The following is a 22,846-nucleotide window of genomic DNA, read 5'->3' on the forward strand; positions in this document are numbered from 1 at the left end:
GATGTATAAGGGGATAGTTTAAAAGGAGATTTCCTGAAAATTAACCTGCAAAAAACGTCTCTAATTCTTTCAGCGTCTGAGGTGATGTTTGAATATCCCTGACGATATCACCCTTGTTCAAAACAACGATCCGTTCACATACCTCTGTGACGTGTATCAGATCGTGGCTGGAAACCAAAACTGTAACATCCTTGTTGTTTGCAAGATCTTTGATAATCTGTTTTAACCGTATCTGGGTTGTGGGGTCAAGATTTGCGAAGGGTTCATCGAGGATGACAACTTCGGGATCCCCTATAAATGAGGCGACAATACCTACTTTTTTCTGGTTTCCTTTAGAAAGGTCTCTGAGGTATTTCTTCTGTCCGAGGATTTCCCCGTGGAAAAAGTTTTCAAAATTACTGACCAGGGCATCTACATCAGCTTTGTTACGGCCCCTTAATTCCCCGATAAAATAAAAATACTCTTCAGGCGTGAGGTATCCGATCAGAAAAGTCTCATCAATAAAAGCAGATGTAAAGGGCTTCCATCCCTCGCTTACATCAACTTGCACCTCATTGTTGATGATCTTGCCGGTCGTTGGCTGAATCAGGTCGAGAAGTAAGCTGAAAAAGGTAGTCTTACCCGCCCCATTATTCCCTACAAGTCCGAAGCTTTGCCCTTTTGGTATCTCCAGTGAAGGTATGTTCAGAACAGTCTGGGTTCCATATGTTTTTGTGAGATCGTGAACTGTAATCATATTGTTGTGATGTATTTAATCTGTTTGTTTATACGCCAGTAGCGTCTTGTACTTCTCTTTTTTATATATTTTTTCGATCATCCTGAACACCTGATCTTTAAAAACAAAACCAAGCACTCCGGACAGGGCTACAGCGACATAGCCCGCTATCGGATTAATCAGATAATACCCCCCTGCAAACACTACTATGGGCAATAGCAATTTTGGGATGGTTAGCAGCATTGTTTTAACATTAAAAGCCTGCTTATCTCCAAATGCTTTCTTATTGGACGTTAAATCGATAGGAGTTTTGATATAAGCACCGCCCCATAAAACTAAATAAGAATTCACCCCGATGTTATAAATAGCGCCAACGATGATGGCCAGATAAAATTCCCATCCAAAATACAGATAAAAGGAAGATAACAAAGTGCTGATCACCGTCGCAATAACTATCAAATACCATTTTGAGTCGAGGTACTCACGATATTGTATATTCTGACTCATCATCAACGGGTAGTAAGAACTGTCCCAGCTCGGTACAAACTGACCAAAACTGAATAAAAATCCCCCTGAGACAAAAATTCCGGCAAAAATCGACCAAACCGGTCCTTCATAAACTTCAAGCATTCCCGAACCAAATAGTAAGCCATAGAAAATGAATAAAACACTCAGTATTACAGTGGTCTTGGATCTTTTGTTTCTTCTTATAAGTTTGATATCATTCTTTAAAAAGGTGCCCAGGTTCCCAAAGCGGTTAAGCCATGTATAATCCTCAGATTTAGCCTCGGTATGCTTAGTGGCCAGGCCTCCGTCGAGGTACATATGCTTTCTGAAATAACTGTATGAGGCGATCACCAGACCGAGAAGGAGTAAACAAGGGATCAGGGAGTAAACGGGGCCGTAAGGCAGGTCGAAAAAGGAATTGAATATAGGTGCTGTAAAAACGGTAATGTCAAACCAACCGTTGTACTGGCAAATTCCAAGAACTGCTAATACACCTACCATAGGATAGAATATCGCATCCTTGTTATTCATCATTATATTCAGAAAATTGTTGCAAAAGAAAAGCGCCATGAGGCCAACGTGCCAGCTGATAACTGCTAAGGGGTCATAGTCCTGAGTAATCAAAACAATAGAAAAAGGAATAAAGAAAAAGGCATGCATCCAGTTAAAAAAAGAAAAAACTGTCTTCCCGAGGGAGTATTTTACCACCTGACTCTTTTTAAAGGGCATGTAAAGAAGTGGTTTTATGTTCAGGATGGGCATTTTCTGGAACATATACCGTATGTATAAATCCCCCACCAGGTAATAAATCATAAATTGATTCACTACACGCAAAGGGTCGCCCAGGCCTTGCTTCTTTATAATGAAATAGGACCCGAAGCCCATTGCGAGAAAAGCAAGGATAAAATAAAGGGCTCCAAAAATCATAAAAATCTTAAAGGCAAGATTCGTTTTAAAGGAGGCAGCTCGGAAAAATGACTTCCACTGGAGGGTAAAAAAATGCTTTAACATAGAAGGTTGGTCAATTCAATTTTCAGGATTAGTACGCCAAATATAGTATTTGTTACAAAAGTGAGATATTTATTGAAATGTATATGAATTACTTCCCCATTCCTTAGTTTTGCAAAAAAATTTGCAGAATGAGCACATTTTATAAGCTGAAAGTTTCCGGAGTAAGGTCGTTAACCCCCAGCTCAGTTGCTATTTCACTAAGCGTTCCTGGTGATCTCAAGGAAACATTTCAATTTGATGCAGGGCAACATCTCACATTAAAACAAGAAATCGACGGAAAAGAAGTCCGAAGAGCTTATTCTATATCCAGTGCCCCTTCTGAGCCAGAATTAACTGTGGGTATAAAAAAAGTGGACGGCGGAATTTTCTCTCCCTGGGCCAACGATCATCTGAAAGAGAATGATTCTATTGAGGTGATGCCTCCAAAAGGTCATTTTTTATTTACTCCTGCAAATACAGCTCAGCATATTTGTGCTTTTGCTGCGGGAAGCGGAATCACACCGATTATGAGTATCATTGAGAGTGTCCTCAACAGTCATCCTGAAAACACTTTTGTTCTGGTTTATGGGAATCAATCCCCGGAGGAAACCATGTATCAGGAGGAAATTGAGGCCTTTGCTAAAAAACATACCGATAGGTTTTTTATTGAATTCATTTATAGCAGATCCAGGGAAGAAGATGCACTGCAAGGGCGTATAGACAGTTCTACTGTTAACCTGATCGTTAAGAATAAGTTTAAGGATCGCTCTTTCGATCACTTTTATATCTGTGGACCGGAAGGAATGATCAACAGTGTAAAGGAAACCCTGGGGAAAAATGAAATTCCAGAGGACAAGGTTCATTATGAACTCTTTACCACATCACATGAAGAGGATGTATCCGACTTAAAAGGGGAGACTCAGGTAGAAGTCACTTTAGATGATGAGGTATTTACTTTTGTCATGGACAAAAAGAAACTGGTGTTAGATGCCGTATTAAATGAAAATATCGATGCTCCTTACTCATGTCAGGGAGGAGTTTGCAGCACCTGTATTGCCAGGGTAACTGAGGGAAAAGCCGAAATGGTAAAAAATCAGATTCTTACAGACAGTGAAATAGAGGAAGGTTTTATCCTGACCTGTCAGGCCCACCCGCTGACGCCAGCTCTGAAAATAGATTATGACGACGTATAGGGCTTAGCCTGGAATCAGGAGGTTACAAATAGCTTCTCCAGTACACGGGAAGCATTGTCGTAGCCCGCATTGTATGCTTTTTCTATCCCTTTCTTATCCAATGCCCCTATATCCTCTAAATCGCGGGGTTCAAGAATTAGATCACAGCTTTTGATTTTTTCTCTGTTGACAGCATAGACCATCAGGCTCGTTGTACGGGAAGCCAGTTGATAAGACGACTTAATCTCATTCTTTCTTAATTCCCTTATCATAGTAACGTTACTCCCGATAACGAAATCGACCTTCCCCTTTAATGGATCTGTGGGAAAGTTGTTCATTATTCCCCCATCAGCGTATAAGGTATTATTCATTTCAACCGGACTAAAAACCGGTGGAAGTGCTGCGGAGGCGAGTAAGGGCATTATCAGTTCCCCCTCGGAAAAGACTTCTTCCGTACCTTTTTGAAGATTAGTTGCCACAACAAATAACTTCTTGCTTAAGGCTTCAAAGTTCTCAAACGGGATGTATTCCCGGAAAATATCATAATAGCGCTCGGTATCTACAAGACCAGGTTTGTTGATTGTAAGAAAACTGTACTTAAACAAGGGGGTTTCTTTAAAAAATGCCAGCATATCCTCTGTTGTTCGGCCACTGGCATAAAGTGCACCTACCAATGCTCCGGCACTGCTCCCTGAAACAACTGAAGGTTCAATACCGTGTTCTTTCAGTGCTTTTAGCATACCAATATGACCCATTCCTCTAACTCCCCCTCCGGAAAGAACCAGTCCAATTGTCTTCTTTTGTAACTCTGTAGTGTCCATATCAAAAAAGCTAACCAAAACTAAGGATAAAGCATCGATTCGAATCGAATCTAATTCCAAATTTACCAACTAATCGGTTTGTAATTAATAGGCAGGGCAGAACCAGGTATCAAAATCTTTACGTTTACCTTTAATGCCATACCGTTAATCCATAAATTGGAATGACTAAGAGGATTAAATAGCAGAAAGAAGAAACCATGTGGTCGGTTTTGTAAAAACTGATATATGAAATTTCTGAATTGCATTTATAGTCTGAATATGGTCTAAAATTGAGGCAAATCTCCATAGAATTCATTGTAAGTTTGGCAAATTATGGCGACCAAGGGAAGGCGGACATATTTCGCAGCGATAAAGCAAAAGTCAATTTGAATTAATTTTGAGTAGGACTCACTGAATATATTCCCCCCTATTATTAATACTTTTGAAGTCAAACTAAACGATTAAACCATGGCAAATTCATATTACGACCCGGCGGATTTAAGGAAATTTGGAAATATCACTGAGTGGAGTGAGGAATTGGGGACCAAATTTTTTGATTATTACAACAAGGTTTTTGAGGAAGGTGCACTATCGGCCAGAGAAAAATCCCTTATCGCCCTGGCGGTATCGCACGTAGTGAAATGTCCTTATTGCATAGATGCCTATACAAAAGACGGTCTCCAAAGGGGCATTACTAAAGAAGAAATGATGGAAGCAGTTCATGCAGGTGCTGCCATTGAAAGTGGAGCTACCCTTGTACATGGAGTTCAAATGATGAATAAATACAACAAATTAAGCATGTAGGATGTAATTCACTGCATCCTACATTTACAATTTCGATTAGACCAGAATGGCTACAAAATCTCTTAAAGCAAGGCATTTAGAATTAGCGGATAATCACAGGCAACTTGAAATTCTCAACGGAGGTCTGTTTAAGGAAGGGGAATTACCCTACTTCAAAGATAAGATTGCCGAAATCGGTGAGTTCCCATTAAAACCCAGAAGTTTAGAGATCCTTCAGATAAATGTGGGATATATGTGCAATCAGGTTTGTGAACATTGCCATGTAGATGCAGGTCCAGACAGGAAAGAGATTATGACCAGGGAAACTATGGAGTTGTGCCTGGAAGTCATAAGAAATACAGGGGCGCATACCCTCGACCTTACGGGCGGTGCTCCTGAAATGAATCCTAACTTCCGCTGGTTTGTAGAAGAGGCATCAAAGGCCGGTATTCAGGATTTTATAGTGCGGTCTAACCTGACGATCATTCGGGCCAATAAAAAGTATCACGATCTCCCTCAGTTTTTTAAAGATTACAATATTCATGTAGTCTCATCAATGCCTCATTATACAAAGGGTAAAACCGACAAGCAGAGGGGTGACGGCGTTTTTGATAAGTCGATTAAGGCGCTGCAGGAACTAAATGCCGTGGGATATGGAATGCCCGATAGTTCTCTCCGGCTCGATCTGGTATACAATCCTTCCGGGGCATACCTCCCTGCGGACCAGGCGGCATTAGAACGCGATTTTAAAAAGGCCCTGAAGGAAGACTTCAATATTGATTTTCACAATCTGTTTGCAATCACAAATTTGCCGATATCCCGCTTTCTGGATTATTTAATTGCTTCGGAAAATTATGAAGATTATATGTACTCCCTTGTCGATGCCTATAATCCTTCGGCCGTGCAGAACGTAATGTGCACCAATACCATATCGGTAAGTTGGGATGGATGGTTATACGATTGTGATTTTAATCAGATGCTCGATTTGAAAGTAGCCAGTAAGGTTCAGCATATTAGGGAATACAATGAGGATATCCTTCAGAATCGCAACATTATCATTTCGCAACACTGTTATGGGTGTACTGCCGGGGCAGGTAGCAGTTGCCAGGGAGTTGTAACCTGATATTTCATTATTTACTGCCCTGTTTATCCCCAATTCAACTCCCTATTCATCCCATATTTACCTTTTGTCGGGAAAAAAAACCGACCAAGTGGTCGGTTGACTAAGGCCTAAAGTGGGTATTTCATCCGAATTTTAACTTCTCATCGATTTTTTAAGAGGCTTCACCCTACAGTCTTTAGTAAAATTACAGTTCGAGGGTTCTTTGTTATAGACCACATGGTCTTATTAACCCAAAACCCAAATCTGATGGATAAGAACTTAAAACGCATGGCAACCATGCATAGGATGCAGACCAAAGGCCTCGAATTATTCTATAAAAAAGGCTATTATAACACCAGTATTGATGATATCCTGAAGGAACTCGACCTATCAAAAGGGGCTTTCTACTATCATTTTCAATCTAAAGAGGATTTCTTTGTCAGTATTGTTCAGAATATGGTCGTCAGAAAAGTTTATAATCTGATGATAGAACCTATAGAAGGAAAGGCTGATCCTGTTACGGCCATAGAACGTTGTTTTGAAAACGCCCTGGCTACGGCTGAGCACAATGAGCTCGATTACGGCTTTGTTCTTGGTAATTTTATTACTGAATTTAATGGGCGAAATGAGGAAATCTCAAAATATCTGAAGGATATATACAAAGTTTGGGAGGTGAATCTTGTAACAACGCTTCAAAAAGGTAAAACGGACGGATTTATCGCACGACATGTTGATAGTGAAGGAGTAGCCTCTTTTCTTATTGCTTCCTATATGGGGATTAGAGTACTTATGGTTGAAGGTAACAGCAGGATGCTGGGATATAATTATATGCAGCAGATCAAACAGTACCTTAAGTCGATTGCTGAAACACAGCTGGTTTAGTCCTGATTCATTAAAAGGGTCTCTATCTTGTGAAAGACTATTTGCGGATCTATAGATTCTATAGCTTTTTCATAGCCCCTGGGGAACTTATTCCCGTAAACGGAGGTAGGGATCATTGGAAACTTTTCCCTGTCTGATAATATACTATTCTCATCAGCTTGTCCATAGGGAGCAAAACCAACGCAAGGATGCGTTATACCCCATAAGGTTATTGTTGGGATACCAAACATGGCCGCTAGGTGCCCATTCCCACTATCCATCGAAACCATAAGATCGAGCTGTGATATAAGGCAGAGTTCATCTGCAAAGGAAAGTCGACCTACCTCACAAAAACTATTGGTATATTTATTTGTAAGGGCCTTCATAGCCTTTTTTTCTTCATCTCCCCCACCAAATAAAAATATTTTATACTTATTGGTATTATTTAATCGCTCAAGTACCTGCTGCATTAGTGTCAGGGGGTACATTTTTCCTGAAAATGCCGCAAAAGGTGCCACCCCGATGAGTTTTTTATCTTCCTGAGCATTAAACGCCTGTACTTCTTCCGAAGGGATACATGGTTTCAGCACGTCTTTAGAATCAAGTTTTACTGAATATCCCAAGTTTCTGAATACCTCAACATATCTCTCATGGGTGGTCTTCAGATATTTTATTTCCTTGTTGCGCCATGCTGTGATAGCCCGTTTTTCCTTCCTCCCCTTGTCTATTTGTTTAAAAGGAATCTGCTTATCCAGGAAGAACAATTTTAAGAGATTGGTACGTAAAACGTTGTGCAGGTCGGCAACACCACTTAGCCGATGTTTCTTTAATTCCTGCGCAAGACGGAATATTCCGGATACTCCTTTGTGTTTATTCCTCAGATCGACAGGGAATACTAAAGTATTTGGAATATTCTTGAATACTGGAGCAAAAAATGGTCTTGTAAGGACTAGTAGTTTTAATTCGGGGTTTGCCCTGGTTAGGGCAAGGAGCACGGGGACTGTCATAGCCACATCCCCCATGGCGGAGAGTCGGATCACCAGAAGATAATCATCCCTGCTTTTGTCCACGTAAAACCGGATTTAACTCATCATCATTGTACATCTTCATTTGTTTGTACACCTTCATATACTTTCTGCCAGCTTCAATATCAGCCAGTAATTGATCTATCGCCGTCGAAAGGTCTTTTTTCTGTTCCAGGAGTACCGCCAACTTACTTTTACAGGCTTTTATATGTTCTGCTGAGGCATCGGCCCTTTCAGTTTCTTCTTTCATATGATAAATCTTCAGCGCAAGAATAGAGAGGCGGTCAATTGCCCAGGCTGGGGATTCAGTATTAATTGTGGCATTTTCCAGAATCTCTACGTCGGCGTATTTCTGTAGAAAATAACTGTCAATATATTCTACGAGATCAGTCCTTTCCTGATTACTGGCGTCGATCTTACGTTTAAGTTCTAAAGCCGCGACCGGCTCAATATCCGGATCGCGAATTATGTCTTCGTAATGCCATTGAACAGTATCAATCCAATTTTTTCTATAAAGAAGGTGTTCAATTTTACCTTGGGCGTAAGGATTTACGAATTTTTGATCTACGCTGTCGAGAACGTGATATTGTACAATGCTTTGTTCAAAAATTTTAAAGGCTTCCTGGCTGAACATACGGGATAAAGTTTATGCAAAGGTATCTTTTATTTGATAAGTATGCCCAGCACAAAAATCAAAACTGAAAGCAGAATCACTCCGGCTAAGCTGAGATCCCTTATATTTTGTCGTTTAATCATTTCTGTGTATTTCCCAAGAAACACCGCAGCGGGAAAAAAAGTGATCAGTATTGGAAAATCTCCACGGGTCAGGCATAAGATGACAACCACAAAACTGAGGGCGAGATAGAGAGAGATCACCCTGAGATTTATAATTCTTCCAAGTCCCAATTTACCCGATTTAAGAAATACCGCCAGTGTAGTGACTGTGATAAGAAAAATAAAAATACCAAGCTTAGAACTCTGAGTCCAGTCATATACAAACTCTTTCCAATCACCGATCTGCATATTGTAGTGTTCCACAAAAAAACCCTCCTTATTTGCCAGGATTAAAACGGCATTCCAGATTAACAAAAATGCTATGATCCCCACCAAAGGTACCAGCCAGTTCTTTAAATTTTTAGGCTCATAAATATAGATGGCAATAAAAACCAGGAACAGGAAAAGAATAGACCAATTGTAGAATATACTGGCCGCCATCACCCAAAGGGTAGCATCAAGGATCTTTAATTTCATGTATTTTAAACTGCGTAGGCTAATGAGTCGTCTCGAAGCCAGGATGAGAAAAAAGTTACATCCAACCGCATCAGCATCCACAACGGAAGAAGGAAATACCACTGTCAGTAATACAAAATAGAGGGCCGTATACGCGTTTGTGTTGGTAATTTGATTCCTGTTTACAACGAAATCAAGGGCCAGTACAGAAAATAAAAGGATTATTAAAACGAAAGATGGAGAGATGATATCTGATGGTTCAGTCAGCGTATCCGTGTAATAAAATATCGCAAACCAATAAACCAGGAAGAGTAATCCAAGGAGTAAAACGTAATTTATTGGTTTTGTTTTGCCAAAAATGCCTGAAATCATCCCCGGATTTTATATTTTTGTCCTCGTAAATATAACCAAGATGAGCTCATTTTTTTACGGCATAGAAGATTTATTCGTCAACTATTTGTTTTGGCCCTATGATGTTTTCCGCTTTATGGAAAACTGGTGGACGTCTAATACCATCAACTGGCTGTTTATGATCATAGGTACAATAGCTATGGTTTACTGGCTGATGCAGTTAAAGAAATTCAATGATAATCAGGAGGAGGATAAAACTATCACCTCACATTCTTACCTATAGATCAAATCCCAGATCTTTGCGGTAATACATCCCTTCAAAATCTATTTTTTGTACGTTTTGGTACGACTTATCAAGGGCTTTTCTGAAGTCATTTCCGAAGGAAGTCAGTGCTAACACACGCCCTCCGTTTGTTACGGTCTTGCCGTTGGATATGGTAGAGCCCGCATGAAAGACAAGGGAGTCCTCAATTTTCTCCAGGCCACTGATTTCTTTTCCTTTGGTATAAGCTCCCGGATAACCGCCGGAAACGGTCATTACAGTAACGGCACTACGCCTATCGACTTCCAGGTCAATCTTGTTTAATTCCCCATGAGCAACAGCATCGAATACCTCAACCAGGTCATTTTTAATCCTTGGAAGGATTACTTCCGTTTCGGGATCGCCCAGACGTACGTTGTATTCTATCACATAAGGATCTTCCCCTACTTTGATAAGTCCGATAAAAATAAATCCCTTATAGGGGATCTTGTCTTTTTGCAGTCCTTTTATAGTTGGTAAAATTATTCGCTCCTTTACTTTTTCCATAAAGGCGCCTTCAGCGAAGGGCACCGGTGATATGGCTCCCATGCCCCCGGTGTTGAGTCCGGTATCTCCTTCTCCAATTCTTTTGTAGTCCTTGGCCGTGGGCAGGATTTTGAAATTAACGCCATCAGTAAGGACAAAACAACTCAGTTCAATACCCGAAAGAAATTCTTCGATCACTACCGTTGTGCTTGCTTCACCAAATTTTGAATCAAGTAGCATACGGGAAAGTTCTGCTCTTGCTTCATCCAGATCATCGAGGATCACAACACCTTTCCCCCCAGCAAGGCCGTCAGCTTTAAGGACATACGGAGGTTTTAGGGTGCCTAGAAAATTAAATCCTTCCTGCAGCATTTCTGCTGTAAAACTCTGATACGAGGCTGTTGGGATTTTGTGTCGCATCATAAACTGCTTGGCAAATTCCTTACTGCCTTCAAGGGTGGCTGCTTTTTTTTCAGGTCCGATAACCGGTATATTCTTCAAGTCGTTATCCGACAGGAAAAAATCGTGAATGCCCTTCACCAGGGGATCTTCGGGTCCTACTACAATCATATTAATATTGTGGGATATTACAGCATCCTTTACCGCCTGAAAATCGTTGATATTTAAAGGTAGGTTAGTGGCAATTTTTGCCGTACCCGCGTTACCCGGGGCTACAAAAAGCCGAGATAGTTTTGGACTTTGATTTAGTTTCCAGGCCAGTGTGTGTTCACGGCCTCCGGATCCCAAAAGCAGAATATTCATGGTTTTGAATTTTGACAAAAATAGGATTTGAAAAGAACCTGTCTATGAATTAGCTGAGAAATTGCGATGTTCCTTTCTTTTGAGTTCCTCCGGAGAGAGGGAGTTAAAGTATTCATAGACCTTTTTCAGCCCTTCTGCCCGTTCTACTTTGGGCTCCCAGCCCAGGATCTGTTTTGCCCTGCTAATGTCTGGTTGCCGCTGTAAAGGATCATCCTGGGGCAGGGGCTTATGGATGATCTTCAGGTCTTTTCCTGTGAGTTTCAGTATTTCCTGGGCGAACTCATTGATTGTTGTTTCATGGGGATTTCCGATGTTGATCGGATCACTATAATCACTCATTAAAAGTCGATAAATCCCTTCCACCTGATCATCGATATAACAGAAGGAACGGGTTTGGTTCCCGTCACCAAAAACCGTTAGGTCATCTCCTCTGAGAGCCTGCCCCATAAAGGCAGGTACTACCCGTCCATCATTGAGGCGCATCCGGGAACCATATGTATTAAAGATCCGCACAATCCGGGTATTTACTCCGTGAAAACGATGGTATGCCATGGTAATGGATTCCATAAATCGCTTGGCTTCATCGTATACCCCGCGAGGGCCCACCGGACTCACGTTTCCAAAGTAATCCTCATTTTGGGGATGAACCAGGGGGTCTCCGTACACTTCTGAGGTGGAGGCAACAAGGATGGTAGCATTTTTTTCCTTAGCCAGGCCAAGGCAGTTTAATGTCCCCAGAGAGCCCACTTTTAGTGTTTCGATAGGGATTTTAAGATAATCGATAGGGCTCGCGGGCGAAGCAAAATGAAGTATGTAATCTAATTTCCCGGGGATATGAACAAACGTAGTCACATCGTGGTGATAGAATTCGAATTGCTCCAGGGGAAACAGGTGTTCGATGTTTTTAAGGTCTCCTGTGATGAGATTATCCATCGCAATAACATGGTAGCCCTCTTTTATAAATCGATCGCATAAATGTGATCCTAGGAATCCTGCTGCGCCTGTTATGAGTATTTTTTTCAATCTGTTGAGTTTAATATTGCTAATAGGCCTTTTCATCCCCTTGAAATACTGTAAGAACTGTTTGCACGATAATTTTCATATCTAATAAAAATGACCAGTTTTCTATATAAAAGATATCGAATTTAATACGGTTCTGAATATCACTGTCTTTCTCTATTTCTCCTCTGTAACCTCTTACCTGGGCAAGGCCAGTAATGCCCGGTTTTACAAAATGCCTCACCATATATTTATCCACCTTGCTGGCATACTCATCTGTATGCTTTAGCATATGAGGCCTGGGGCCTACTACCGACATATTTCCGAAAAGTACATTGTAAAACTGCGGCAATTCATCAATACTTGTCTTTCTAAGGAATTTTCCGATACTGGTTACCCGCATGTCGTTCTTTCCGGCCTGCATTTTATCGGCATTGGGGTTCATTGCCATAGACCTGAATTTAAAACACTGGAACTCTCTGTTGTCTAAACCAGATCTCTTTTGTACAAAGAAAATCGGACCACGAGACTCCAGAGATATGAGAATTGCCAGGATAGGTCCGAGCCAAATAAGGATTCCAAAAATGATAAAGATTGAAAACAATACATCAAAAGACCTTTTTATAAAGGCATTTATGGGGTTGTGGAGGGGAATATCCCTTAATGAGAGAATAGGTAAATAATCGTAATACTCGAACTTAAGTTTCTTGGCGAAGATGTTTTTATTATCGGGTAAGAACTTAAGGGTTTTGAGGTTGTTGTCTGCAAAATTGATGAATTGGGATATCTCATTGTTATTTAATTCAGAGACTGAACAGTATACTTCATCAATATTCCGTTGGACAATGTATGAAAAGCAGTCTCGTATATCGAAATTCTTTTCTTTTGGACAGAATTGTTTAACAAAGTGATACCCGAATTCAGATCGCGCATTAAATACATTTATGAGTTGTTGTGTCTTTTTGTTTTTCCCGATAACCACTACATTTCGAATATTGCCCTTTACCCGCTCCCGATATTTCATCAGTAGGTAGTAACTCAAGAATTTCAAAGTAGAAATTGCAATAAAAATATAAATAACATATTGTGCTAACGCCAGCCTACTCATATTAGGTTGCTTAAAGAACCCAATAAAAGCATACACAACAAGAAAGTAGAAGAAAAACTGCCTGAATAGTAGTTTAAGTATGTGGGTGACTTTTGTATATCTATAAATCACGTAGAATTTTGTCGCAATCGCAATACTTATCCACGCTAGGGAGATATATCCATGGAATAGTAGGACTTCAAGTAGATTTATTGGCAGAAGATAAGCACAGATGTTTATGATCAACAAGTCGACCATATACGATAAGGGAGAAATTAAACCGGAATATCGATGTGAATGACTTATTAACATACAGTCCTAGGAGTGAAATCCTAAACCAAATTGGTTTATCGATCAAATTTACTTAAAGTATTTGTGAAATCCTTGTTCACTTAATCTAGTACTTTAAAGATTTGCTCTTCAAGATTTGCCAGAATCTGATCCTTACCAAATATTTTTTCAACATAAATTCTTGCCTCAGATCCCATTAATTTAGCTTTTTCCTGGTTTTCCATCAAATTAGTCAAGGCCTCTATCAACTCATCGAGATTATTTGTATCAAGGTAAATACCCCCTTTACTCTTGTTAAGGACCTGTTTTACTTCTGAAGCCGGATTGCCGGTAACAATTGAAGGTTTTCCACTGGCCATCATGCCCAATAACTTCGATGGCATAACAGTATCTACAACATCTGTCTTTTGAAACAGAATATGCAAATCTGTACTGCATAACAAGTCAGAAAGTTCTTCATATGGCACGGGCTTATGAAAGGATACTATCTGATTACTTCCTATGGTTTCAGTTAGCCATTGAAATTTTGCGCCATCACCCACAACAACGAATTCAATGTCATTGCAAGATTCCAATTTATTCACAAGATTAACGAACAATTCCCAGTCCTGTTTGTCTCCAACATTTCCGGAGTAAAGAACCTTAAACTTTGAAGAGCCTAGAAAAGGATGCTCTTTTGCCTTATTCGGATTAATTTTATCGGCATCAATCCAATTTGGAAAGTAAACTATTGGCAAATTGGATTTGTCCTGAAATTTATTCACCATAGTGAAACTAATAGTACTCCCAATATCAGCTGAATTCAGCAGCATTTTTTCAATCCAAAATAATAACTTAAAAATCAAATTTTTGATTCTATTTTTATTTCTTGAGACGCCCGCTTGAACCGCCGCATCAAACTCAAAGTCCTGGATATGTATCCATAATTTGGCTTTTGTTTTCCTTTTAAGCCACCAGCCCAATAAAATTGAGCTAGTAAAAGGTACTACACAAATAACAAGGTCCGCATTTGAGATCTTCCGTAGATTGAAGAAAGAACCTATTGTGAAATCGAGAAGATGAATTATCCTTTTGAAGAATGTAGGGTTTTGAGGAACGTACTGTTTATATCTAAGTACACGGATCTGGTCTAGGCTTTCTTCAAAAAATTTGGATTTACTTTTATAATCTTTGTGTATCTCCCATTGAGGATAATAAGGAAAGCCGGTAATAATATTTATTTGATGACCTCTGGATTCCAAGTATTGGGCCATTTGAGTGGAGTACAGACCAATGGCCGTATCTTCCGGTAAAAAATTGACCCCAATTAAGGTGATGTTTAATTTCATAATTAGATTCAATGACTCTGAGAATCGAGAAACAAAAATCGAATCAAACCAATTCAGTTTAAGAACTTATAACTACTAAAGTTGATCAGTGCTTTAGGTGATAGTTGTGATTACTTATTTGTTCCGTGGAATAATAAAAGAAAGCGAATATGAAAATGAAAAGAATCAATCCAGATTGTCTTACCAATATATTCTCCGTTGCCAAAATTATCGTATAAAAAAGGATTAAAGAAAACATTATTAGATCATTCCTAATAAAGGCTGATCTTAAAAAAAAGAAAATAAAAAATACAAGAGTAAATAATGCTGGTAAACCCCCATCCAGTAAATATCCTAAGTACTGGTTATGGGCATTTGGTTCTCTTGTGAAAAGTTCCTCAGATTTGCTTTTATAACACTCTTTAAGGGCTTTGTTTCCTTCACCCCACCCATAGCCTAAAATAGGATTTTCCATTGCCATTTGTATTCCGCATTTATAGACTGCCAATCGGATACTTGACGAGTTTTGGAGTCGGAGTTCCGTATATGTAGTTTTTCTGCCAATTTCTCTAAATCTCCTTTCGAGATTTGGAAATAGATACAGGGCGGTTAAAAAGAGTATTACTATAACCGCCGTTAGGGAAAGTCGTAGCGATCTTTTTTCAATGGCCTTAAATATATAAAAGATAGTAGTGATTAATACCGCTAGTACAATTCCTTTGCTGGAAAGTAGTAACAAATGAAAAACGATCAGCGTGCTGCTCATGCCCAAAAATAGTTTTCCGGTATTATTGAAATGCTTGAAAAATTCGATTCCAAGCAAAAAGGCTATTCCCAGGTAAATGCTGATATATATTGGATGATCTCCAATTAAAGGTAATTCTGTTATGGCTTGTCTAAAAGAATTGACTTTAAGTTCGGAGTCGGAAAACAGTCCCTGTTTTAGATAATAAAAAATACTAATCAGTGATAATATGAAGGTGCTTGCAATAAATGTAACGCAAAAGGTTCTCCGTTCAAATTTTGCCAGCTTATCAATCCTCTTTATCAACAAGAAGGCAAGGGGTATAAGATAAAGGGATATTGAGGTTTCAATTTTTCCCCAGGGTATGTTGAAGCTTCCGGTATACACTATACTTAATAAGCTTATGGTAAAGAGCGAAATAAGCACATAGAACCCGCTGTCTATCTTGTGTTTTCCTGAACCTTTAATTAAAGCATAGACTCCAACAAATAGTATAAAAGCAACCGGCAGCCCTTTAATTTGGTATGGTAACAAGGGAAAAATACCAAATGTTGCAAGAGCAACATTTAAAATCTTCCTATTTGTTATTTCTAAGCTTAAAAAATTCAAGTTCTACATCTGGCTTTTAAAAGAAAATGATTGTATTGATTTTTTATATAGTGTTTTCTCCTTCTTTAAAACAACGAAAGCTAGGAGCCAAAAAAGAAAATTAGACATCATATGGGGAAAAGAAATCAAGGAGTCAAATAGAAGAATTAAAACATACAGGGCGCTTAATGCCAGTGCCTTACTATTGGTTCTATTTAGGACTCGAAAACATGCACGGGCCATTCTAAAAATGAAGAATATATAAATACCAACACCTACAATACCGTATCTATAAAGTACAGCAAAAATACCTATGTGAATATGCCTAACTTCTGCAATGTTTTCATTGGCTTTGGCAATGGTGGCGTCAGGTGTTTCAGAAAGATCAATGGTTGCACCAAAACCATGTCCAAATAGCCGTTTCCAAAAATCCGCATCACCGTATTCCTCCAATACCCTTTGTGCTTCAAACAAACGGTGTCCTGTAGATTGGTCCTTAAAACTTAAGGAGCTAAAGTCTGTGTTACTTAAAAAGTATACAAAGTTTCTGTAAGAACCTGTGGTCTGTATTTGTTCCCAAAAGATAATTAGCAGTAAGAAGAAAGCTAAACTAGGGATTAATAAAAGATATACTTTTTTTTGAAAGCTCACCAAATTTCTATCTAAAATGAAAAAATAGGCAACGAGGAAAAAGAGCATTATTAGAGCGCTCTTACCTATAAGTGATTCTACCAATATTAGTGGTAAGGCCAGCAATAAAAGAATTTCTATCTTATTCCAGCGCAGGAGAAATATTAAATAGACAACACTTATTAGGCTGAAATAAGAAAACTGAAGTTTCACACCCATTATTACCAAAATTGCGGCGGCAATTAGCAAGTAGTTAAAGCCTTCGAGAAAACCATCAATTTTGAAGCCGGTTTTATTAACGCACAAATAGAATACTATTGGAAGTGTCGCAATAAATGCATCCGTTCCTATTAAGGAGGTGCGATTTCCTAAAAATAATGAGTGAATAAGAATGACAGAATAAACAAAAATATAGAATAAGATTTTTCTATTTATTCTCAGGTTCCCATTTCTGAGAACAACAAAGACTATCAATGCGAAGAAAGGCAGCCCAAAAAGGGACATAATTCTTTTTGCATAAAAGTCTTTTATAAAAACATTTTCACCTCCCAAACCCAAGATGTAAGGTAAAGCCATTGATATTAAACAAATGACTATAAAGGAAAGTGCTATCTTATCAATTCTTAGTAACATGGAACCAAAAAAGCTGCTGTTTTAATATCCTCGCCAACAGGAATAAAATAACAATTATAAATGTGACTTTTTCTATGCCAAATTGGGGAGCTACAATTAATAAGAACAAAAACAGTTCGGGAAGGGAGATTGGTTCTTTTTCCACGCCTTTTTGCATACACCATTTGTCGTAGGAAGACGGCTGAACTTGTTTCTTTTCCTGGTAATTTATTTTTCTTTTGTAGACATCAATTTGATGCCTGCTTTCTGAGCCAATAAAAGTAAGTGCCAAAAAAATAAGATTAAGAACCAAAATCGAAACATCCTCCTTTGTGGTATAATGTGTCCAGGAAATCGCTAGCGAAATCAATGTCAGGTTCACTCGATCGATAGCAATATCAAACCAAGCTCCATATGGGGTTCCCGTTTTGGTTATCCTCGCCACCTTGCCATCTATTGCATCAAATACATAGGAAACAAAATACAGTACTCCCGCCATTAAAGGCATTCCTGCAAAGTAACAATACGCCGATGCGAGCCCTAATATTAGAGAGATAATACTAATAATATTAGGTGTAATACGGGTATAGTTTGTTATTACATAGGTCAGGGGTACAGTAAAATATTTAAAGAAAAACACATTTATCCAAGCCTCTCGCGCATGAAAGCTATTCTTTATTTCTGAATAGGGGTATTTCATATCTTCAGTATCACAACAAAATTTTAACTTTTGACTTTTGGTTCAAAAAAAAGAATCCAATAAGCAAGGTATTCATAAATATTGTGGCAATTAAATAAACTAGGCTATCCTTGAAAAAAAAGATTTGAGCCAGAAAGCATATAGTGGAAGCTCCAATAATTAATTTATAGGAGAATTTCGAATAGAATGAGACTGTTCGCGAACTAAATACCAGGTAAAGAAGATTTAGTATAATATGAGCAAATAAGCTAGCTGTAAATGCTCCTATTATCCCGTAGCGAGGGATGAGAATCAGATTGAGAATTATACTCACAAGGATAGAAGCCACTACTGCTATTGCTCTTATTCTTTGTTGCCCAAACGAAGTTAAAATGATTCCGGGGACGATACCAAAATAGCGCAATGCGATGATCGCCAAAATGATAAAAATCGAATTCTCTAAAACAAGGTATTCTTCAGAAAACAATAAAGTTATTAGTGTTGTCTTGTAGAAATATAAGGTTATAACGGTCAGCAGAGCGAATAAAGAGATAAAATTAAAGAGTTTAATGAGCCTTTTATGGGCTTCGCCTTTTTGATTGATTAGCTTGGAAATCTCAGGAATAAAGGCGTCGCTTATTATTACTGCAATGAGCATCGATGCCATTACAATTCTCATCCCTGCTTGATAAATGCCTACTTGTTCGAGGTCGGAAAGCACTGAGAGAATAAAGGTGTCAATGTGAATTATCAAAGCGCTTAAAATCATATGGACGGCGAACGAAGTAGCAGTTCTTACGGAGCTTATAGATCGATTGAAATTCCATCCTATGGCCCTTGGAAACATTTTGGTAAAAACTCCAATGCCGTACAAAAAATAACAAACTCTTGCAATCAGTAGTCCTATTGCATAGTGGAAAACAGTTGTTTCCATTGAATATTCAAATGCAATAAGCACAATAATAAGAGTGAAAAACTGAATAGCATACCCCCTTGCTTCCAAGGCATAATTATTGTTGATCTTAAAAGCATTTAAGAAATAATTCCCAAATGAATTCGGTATTGCGGAAATGACCAGGACATAAATAAGCTCATCCGTTAAGGCATCATACGGACTAATAAAATAGAATAACATACCCATTGGAAGTAGAAGCAGGACCAGGAGGACTTTAGAATAAAGCATGCTCCAAAGTTCCGCAGCTATATTTCCTTCTTTGGAACCAGATAAAATCAGACTCCTAAGATTGAATCCGTAGTCTAAAAACAATATAGTAATAGCGGAAAAAATAAAGGCGATGGTAAAGCTGCCAAATTCACTGACACTAACTTTCTTGGCGATATAAAAAACAATAAAGATGTTTAGAAATACCTTGAAAATCAGGGAGCTTGTAAGATTTAGATATTTCTTTTCTATTTTCACCGATGTATTTAGCAGCTAATTGAATTTCCGATAGTATTGTACTAAATTTCAGGGATGCCTCAGTTTTTTTAGAGTCTCATTGATTAGAGTTGAGGAAGTTCCTTTGGTGTAAGGAAAATAGACGATTTTCACGCCAACCTCTTTGAATTTCTGGTCTAATTCTTCCCATTTATCGGTTTTAAACCAATCGTCTCCTACAAACATTATATCGAACTTTAGTCTTTCCCACATGGTAAATTTATCCATGTCATTTTGTGGAACTACCGCATCTACGTATTTGATATTTCTAACAATCTCCATGCGCTCAAGATGGGGTATTACTGCCTTTTTCTTTTTGTAAGAGACCAGTTCATCACTAGTTACTCCCACGATTAATTTGTCGCATAAACCCTTGGCATTTTTCAATAAATTTAAGTGACCTATATGGAATAAGTCATAAACGCCTGAGGTATATCCTATCATTATTTTTTCATCGCCTCTCTTATACATACACTACAATTAAAATTACCATCTCCAGTTCTTAGTAAAATACTTCTCCCTGAAAATTTCTATGTTAATAAACATCCAAAGAATCTGACCGGCTCTGCTTTCTGTTTTACTCTGGTCAATAAGATCATCAATAACTCCGGGTTTCAACCAGGAGGAGTCTTTAAGCTTTTCTCTTGCTATCTCCTCGAGGTTTTCAAACCAATGGGTTAAAGGTACAGGAAAGCCCACTTTTTTTCTTTCAATAACTTCTTTAGGTAAATACTTATATGAAAGCTTCCTAAGTAAATATTTCGGGATATCTAGCACTTCACTATACTGATTTGCTTTTTGATTTATAGCCAATTGTCTCGCGCTATCATTTTTCCATCTCAATTTTAAATCATAAGGAACATGTTTATAGGAGAATTCGATCAAGTTATGATCCAAAAATGGCACCCTTCCTTCCACAGCAGTTTGCATAGTTGTCATATCAACCCTTCGAAGAAGTCCTTTTACGTGATAATTGTGAAAAAACCTAAATACATTTTCTTCATTGGATCTGCCTTGAAACTGATCTTGCAGCAGACGATCAAACTCCGTTCTATAGTCTGTTGGAGTGTTGATTAAGTCGTCTCTCATTTTTCTAGGCACGTATTCGTAGTAGGAAATGAATCGTTCATAAAACGATTTTGAATCAATATCTCCGCAATCAAAAGGCAGCCTGAAGATCCTGCCGTATCCCCCAAGTAGCTCATCTGCACCTTCCCCTGATAGCACTACCGTAATCTTTTCCTTCAATTTTGAGGACATTATAGCCAATGGTATTTCATTGGGTACTCCTAATGGTGAATCCTTAAATGAAATTAAACGGTCCCATTGCTTCATATAATCTTCCTTCTCCATCAGTATTTCATGGTGGCATGTCTTATACTGATCAGCAATCATTCGGGCATACTCAAACTCGTTGAGCTCTTTAAATCCAATGGTGTAAGTGTTTACAGTCTCTTTTTTATTAAGGGCAGTAATTGCTGTAATCAAACTAGAATCGACCCCTCCGCTTAGATATGTACCCAAAGGAACATCGGCAATTAATCGATATTTAATTGCTTTGATCAATTCCTCTTCAAACCTGTTTGCAATCTCTTCTTCATTATATTCAGAAGCTACATTAAATTCCTCCGGCAATTCCCAGAAGCAAATTGATTCTGGTCGTAAATTGGGCTTAATTACGACGTAAGAGCCAGGTTTAACCTGAAAAATATCTTTAAAAAAAGTATATGGATGCCTTACATAACGATTAGCAAGGTATTCGTCAACTGCAGCTTCATTAAAGCTGGCATCAACCAAACCACTGGATAATATCGCTTTTATCTCTGATGCAAATACAATTTTATCTTTACTACTATAATAATACAGTGGTTTAATACCCATACGGTCCCTCACTAGGTATAGATTGCCAGTGGCTTTATTATACAAAGCAATTGAGAACATTCCATTAGCCCGATTTAAGAACCAGTCGATCCCTTTCTCGCTAACCGCAGCTAATATTACCTCAGTATCTGAGGTTGTCTTAAAAGAGTATGATAGGTCTTTTTGGATCTCTTGAAAATTGTATATCTCTCCGTTAAAAATCAAAACCCACTCTTCATTTGCTGAAGTCATTGGTTGATTCGCAATATCCCTGGTGTCAATAATACTCAAACGACGATGACCTAAGGCGATTTTTCCATCCACGTATATACCGTCAGCATCTGGACCTCTATGCTCTATCGAGTCCGTCATCTTCTGGATACGATTCGATATCAATGGATCATTGTTTTTTAAATAAATCCCTGTAATTCCGCACATATAATAATACGTTGGTAATGCTTTATACTAGATTTTGTTTCAAATAATAAAGATATTTATCACCCGTTTTCCATCCCTACCTTTAACTCCTGTAAAGCTGTGGTGAAACAAGAGCTGTTTTTCTTTTCGAAGAGTCAAATTTTAACGCTTTTGTAGGATTTTTGATTTTTCAAAAACCATTCATAAGTTGATTCTATTCCCTTCTCAAGAGTAATACTTGCACTCCATCCTTCTTCCTTCATTTTGCTTACATCCATCAATTTGCGAGGCGTTCCATCGGGTTTTTCAGAATCCCACTCTATAGTGCCTTGATGACCTGTAATTTTTTGTATCAATTCTGCCAAATCGCGAATAGCCAAATCCGTTCCGGTTCCTACATTATATAGCGTTTCGGATAATTCATTCTCGACAGAGAAAACGACTGCACGAGCCAAGTCATCAACATGCAAGAATTCTCTCAAAGGTTTGCCGGAGCCCCATAATTTCACCGGAGTGTTTCCATTTAGCTTTGCTTCGTGAAACTTGCGCAACATGGCGGGTAATACATGGGATGTTTTTAAATCAAAATTGTCATATGGCCCATACAAATTTGTAGGCATCAGGCTAACAAAGCTCTTTTTGTGCTGCTTTCTTATAGCTTCACATGCTTTGACTCCTGTAATTTTAGCAATGGCATACCATTGGTTAGTCGGTTCAAGAGATCCTGTTAATAGATACTCTTCTTTTAATGGTTGTTCCGCTAACCTGGGGTAAATGCAAGAGCTGCCCAGAAAAACAAATTTTTCAACTTCCTCCTGGAGGGAGGTGTCAATCAAATTATTCTGGATTTGAAGATTCTCCATCAGAAATGGGTAAGGATATTGATCATTTGCAAGAATCCCCCCAACTCTGGCGGCCGCATCTATTACCACAGCGGGTTTTTCCGACTTGAAAAAATCCTGAACATCCTGTTGATTCCTTAAATCCAGCTCTTTGCTCGATCTTCCTATCAGGTTTGTATATCCATTGCCTTCAAGTGCTCTCCAAACGGCCGATCCAACCATGCCATTATGGCCTGCCACATAGATTTTTGATTTTTTGTTCACGT

Annotated in this window: 22 protein-coding genes; 5 read left to right on the forward strand and 17 right to left on the reverse strand. The window is 38.6% G+C overall.

The features are described 5' to 3' along the window. Positions 1 to 40 precede the first annotated feature (40 nt). A complete protein-coding gene (locus tag AB8P51_RS05910; RefSeq protein WP_369747867.1) occupies positions 41 to 736 on the reverse strand; it encodes an ABC transporter ATP-binding protein in 696 nt (231 codons plus the stop codon). Between the two features lie 15 nt (positions 737 to 751). Continuing rightward, a complete protein-coding gene (locus AB8P51_RS05915; RefSeq protein WP_369747868.1) occupies positions 752 to 2,233 on the reverse strand; it encodes a DUF5687 family protein in 1,482 nt (493 codons plus the stop codon). 128 nt (positions 2,234 to 2,361) lie between these two features. Here AB8P51_RS05915 and AB8P51_RS05920 point away from each other — a divergent pair, with 128 nt between their 5' ends. Beyond that, positions 2,362 to 3,405 (forward strand): 2Fe-2S iron-sulfur cluster-binding protein, encoded by a 1,044-nt coding sequence (locus AB8P51_RS05920; RefSeq protein ID WP_369747869.1) that lies wholly within the window; start codon positions 2,362 to 2,364, stop codon positions 3,403 to 3,405. A gap of 14 nt (positions 3,406 to 3,419) precedes the next feature. Here the strand turns inward: AB8P51_RS05920 and AB8P51_RS05925 are convergent, their stop codons facing one another. Further along, positions 3,420 to 4,205, reverse strand: a complete 786-nt coding sequence (locus tag AB8P51_RS05925) for a patatin-like phospholipase family protein (protein ID WP_369747870.1) — start codon at positions 4,203 to 4,205, stop codon at positions 3,420 to 3,422. Between the two features lie 447 nt (positions 4,206 to 4,652). On the opposite strand from AB8P51_RS05925, the gene AB8P51_RS05930 reads away from it, so the two are divergent. The 3 genes from AB8P51_RS05930 to AB8P51_RS05940 all read left to right on the forward strand — a co-directional run bounded on the left by AB8P51_RS05930 (position 4,653) and on the right by AB8P51_RS05940 (position 6,951). Beyond that, complete coding sequence (locus AB8P51_RS05930; RefSeq protein ID WP_369747871.1) at positions 4,653 to 4,988, forward strand: arsenosugar biosynthesis-associated peroxidase-like protein; 336 nt, start codon at positions 4,653 to 4,655, stop codon at positions 4,986 to 4,988. Between the two features lie 46 nt (positions 4,989 to 5,034). Then, a complete protein-coding gene (gene arsS / locus AB8P51_RS05935) occupies positions 5,035 to 6,090 on the forward strand; it encodes an arsenosugar biosynthesis radical SAM (seleno)protein ArsS (RefSeq protein ID WP_369747872.1) in 1,056 nt (351 codons plus the stop codon). Between the two features lie 246 nt (positions 6,091 to 6,336). After that, on the forward strand, positions 6,337 to 6,951 hold the full coding sequence (locus AB8P51_RS05940) for a TetR/AcrR family transcriptional regulator (protein WP_369747873.1): 615 nt from the start codon (positions 6,337 to 6,339) through the stop codon (positions 6,949 to 6,951). Here AB8P51_RS05940 and AB8P51_RS05945 read toward each other — a convergent pair. Genes AB8P51_RS05945 through AB8P51_RS05955 form a run of 3 tightly spaced genes read right to left on the reverse strand, consistent with a single transcriptional unit; the run spans position 6,948 to position 9,557 of the window. Next, complete coding sequence (locus AB8P51_RS05945) at positions 6,948 to 8,000, reverse strand: glycosyltransferase family 9 protein (protein WP_369747874.1); 1,053 nt, start codon at positions 7,998 to 8,000, stop codon at positions 6,948 to 6,950. The two genes, AB8P51_RS05940 and AB8P51_RS05945, sit on opposite strands and share 4 nt — an antisense overlap. Continuing rightward, complete coding sequence (locus AB8P51_RS05950) at positions 7,981 to 8,589, reverse strand: DUF4254 domain-containing protein (RefSeq protein ID WP_369747875.1); 609 nt, start codon at positions 8,587 to 8,589, stop codon at positions 7,981 to 7,983. The genes AB8P51_RS05945 and AB8P51_RS05950 overlap by 20 nt, the downstream gene beginning before the upstream one ends. A gap of 29 nt (positions 8,590 to 8,618) precedes the next feature. After that, the gene (locus AB8P51_RS05955) at positions 8,619 to 9,557 is read right to left on the reverse strand and encodes a hypothetical protein (RefSeq protein ID WP_369747876.1); all 939 of its coding nucleotides are present in this window, start codon (positions 9,555 to 9,557) and stop codon (positions 8,619 to 8,621) included. 40 nt (positions 9,558 to 9,597) lie between these two features. Here AB8P51_RS05955 and AB8P51_RS05960 point away from each other — a divergent pair, with 40 nt between their 5' ends. After that, positions 9,598 to 9,819 (forward strand): uracil phosphoribosyltransferase, encoded by a 222-nt coding sequence (locus tag AB8P51_RS05960; RefSeq protein WP_369747877.1) that lies wholly within the window; start codon positions 9,598 to 9,600, stop codon positions 9,817 to 9,819. On the opposite strand, the gene purD is transcribed toward AB8P51_RS05960, so the two are convergent. The 11 genes from purD to AB8P51_RS06015 all read right to left on the reverse strand — a co-directional run bounded on the left by purD (position 9,814) and on the right by AB8P51_RS06015 (position 22,844). Further along, on the reverse strand, positions 9,814 to 11,085 hold the full coding sequence (gene purD, locus AB8P51_RS05965) for a phosphoribosylamine--glycine ligase (protein WP_369747878.1): 1,272 nt from the start codon (positions 11,083 to 11,085) through the stop codon (positions 9,814 to 9,816). The two genes, AB8P51_RS05960 and purD, sit on opposite strands and share 6 nt — an antisense overlap. Before the next feature lie 42 nt (positions 11,086 to 11,127). Next, positions 11,128 to 12,108, reverse strand: a complete 981-nt coding sequence (locus tag AB8P51_RS05970) for a UDP-glucuronic acid decarboxylase family protein (RefSeq protein ID WP_369747879.1) — start codon at positions 12,106 to 12,108, stop codon at positions 11,128 to 11,130. A gap of 19 nt (positions 12,109 to 12,127) precedes the next feature. Further along, complete coding sequence (locus AB8P51_RS05975) at positions 12,128 to 13,483, reverse strand: exopolysaccharide biosynthesis polyprenyl glycosylphosphotransferase (protein ID WP_369747880.1); 1,356 nt, start codon at positions 13,481 to 13,483, stop codon at positions 12,128 to 12,130. 80 nt (positions 13,484 to 13,563) lie between these two features. Then, positions 13,564 to 14,790 (reverse strand): WcaI family glycosyltransferase, encoded by a 1,227-nt coding sequence (locus AB8P51_RS05980; RefSeq protein WP_369747881.1) that lies wholly within the window; start codon positions 14,788 to 14,790, stop codon positions 13,564 to 13,566. Between the two features lie 85 nt (positions 14,791 to 14,875). Further along, positions 14,876 to 16,123 (reverse strand): O-antigen ligase family protein, encoded by a 1,248-nt coding sequence (locus AB8P51_RS05985; RefSeq protein ID WP_369747882.1) that lies wholly within the window; start codon positions 16,121 to 16,123, stop codon positions 14,876 to 14,878. Positions 16,124 to 16,126: 3 nt separating this feature from the next. Continuing rightward, complete coding sequence (locus AB8P51_RS05990; protein ID WP_369747883.1) at positions 16,127 to 17,365, reverse strand: hypothetical protein; 1,239 nt, start codon at positions 17,363 to 17,365, stop codon at positions 16,127 to 16,129. Further along, the gene (locus AB8P51_RS05995) at positions 17,349 to 18,044 is read right to left on the reverse strand and encodes a CDP-alcohol phosphatidyltransferase family protein (RefSeq protein WP_369747884.1); all 696 of its coding nucleotides are present in this window, start codon (positions 18,042 to 18,044) and stop codon (positions 17,349 to 17,351) included. Before AB8P51_RS05995 ends, AB8P51_RS05990 begins: the two co-directional genes overlap by 17 nt. 10 nt (positions 18,045 to 18,054) lie before the next feature. Then, positions 18,055 to 19,443: a polysaccharide biosynthesis C-terminal domain-containing protein gene (locus AB8P51_RS06000; protein WP_369747885.1), complete on the reverse strand. Its 1,389-nt coding sequence runs from the start codon at positions 19,441 to 19,443 to the stop codon at positions 18,055 to 18,057. Positions 19,444 to 19,491: 48 nt separating this feature from the next. Continuing rightward, a complete protein-coding gene (locus AB8P51_RS06005) occupies positions 19,492 to 19,932 on the reverse strand; it encodes an adenylyltransferase/cytidyltransferase family protein (RefSeq protein WP_369747886.1) in 441 nt (146 codons plus the stop codon). Between the two features lie 15 nt (positions 19,933 to 19,947). Then, positions 19,948 to 21,759 carry an asparagine synthase (glutamine-hydrolyzing) gene (gene asnB, locus AB8P51_RS06010; protein WP_369747887.1) on the reverse strand — a complete coding sequence of 604 codons (1,812 nt, stop codon included), beginning with the start codon at positions 21,757 to 21,759 and terminating at the stop codon, positions 19,948 to 19,950. A 134-nt stretch (positions 21,760 to 21,893) separates the two neighbouring features. Then, positions 21,894 to 22,844, reverse strand: a complete 951-nt coding sequence (locus AB8P51_RS06015) for a GDP-L-fucose synthase family protein (protein ID WP_369748471.1) — start codon at positions 22,842 to 22,844, stop codon at positions 21,894 to 21,896. Positions 22,845 to 22,846 lie beyond the last annotated feature (2 nt).

The organism is Muriicola sp. SD30, assembly GCF_041205185.1.
Taxonomy (GTDB): Bacteria; Bacteroidota; Bacteroidia; order Flavobacteriales; family Flavobacteriaceae; genus Muriicola.

Bases quoted from the DNA above. Each gene is read 5' to 3' on its own strand.
- AB8P51_RS05910 (WP_369747867.1), bottom strand. From the start codon at position 736: ATGATTACAGTTCACGATCTCACAAAAACATATGGAACCCAGACTGTT.
- AB8P51_RS05915 (WP_369747868.1), bottom strand. From the start codon at position 2,233: ATGTTAAAGCATTTTTTTACCCTCCAGTGGAAGTCATTTTTCCGAGCT.
- AB8P51_RS05920 (WP_369747869.1), top strand. From the start codon at position 2,362: ATGAGCACATTTTATAAGCTGAAAGTTTCCGGAGTAAGGTCGTTAACC.
- AB8P51_RS05925 (WP_369747870.1), bottom strand. From the start codon at position 4,205: ATGGACACTACAGAGTTACAAAAGAAGACAATTGGACTGGTTCTTTCC.
- AB8P51_RS05930 (WP_369747871.1), top strand. From the start codon at position 4,653: ATGGCAAATTCATATTACGACCCGGCGGATTTAAGGAAATTTGGAAAT.
- arsS (WP_369747872.1), top strand. From the start codon at position 5,035: ATGGCTACAAAATCTCTTAAAGCAAGGCATTTAGAATTAGCGGATAAT.
- AB8P51_RS05940 (WP_369747873.1), top strand. From the start codon at position 6,337: ATGGATAAGAACTTAAAACGCATGGCAACCATGCATAGGATGCAGACC.
- AB8P51_RS05950 (WP_369747875.1), bottom strand. From the start codon at position 8,589: ATGTTCAGCCAGGAAGCCTTTAAAATTTTTGAACAAAGCATTGTACAA.
- AB8P51_RS05955 (WP_369747876.1), bottom strand. From the start codon at position 9,557: ATGATTTCAGGCATTTTTGGCAAAACAAAACCAATAAATTACGTTTTA.
- AB8P51_RS05960 (WP_369747877.1), top strand. From the start codon at position 9,598: ATGAGCTCATTTTTTTACGGCATAGAAGATTTATTCGTCAACTATTTG.
- purD (WP_369747878.1), bottom strand. From the start codon at position 11,085: ATGAATATTCTGCTTTTGGGATCCGGAGGCCGTGAACACACACTGGCC.
- AB8P51_RS05975 (WP_369747880.1), bottom strand. From the start codon at position 13,483: ATGTTAATAAGTCATTCACATCGATATTCCGGTTTAATTTCTCCCTTA.
- AB8P51_RS05980 (WP_369747881.1), bottom strand. From the start codon at position 14,790: ATGAAATTAAACATCACCTTAATTGGGGTCAATTTTTTACCGGAAGAT.
- AB8P51_RS05990 (WP_369747883.1), bottom strand. From the start codon at position 17,365: ATGTTACTAAGAATTGATAAGATAGCACTTTCCTTTATAGTCATTTGT.
- AB8P51_RS05995 (WP_369747884.1), bottom strand. From the start codon at position 18,044: ATGAAATACCCCTATTCAGAAATAAAGAATAGCTTTCATGCGCGAGAG.
- AB8P51_RS06005 (WP_369747886.1), bottom strand. From the start codon at position 19,932: ATGTATAAGAGAGGCGATGAAAAAATAATGATAGGATATACCTCAGGC.
- asnB (WP_369747887.1), bottom strand. From the start codon at position 21,759: ATGTGCGGAATTACAGGGATTTATTTAAAAAACAATGATCCATTGATA.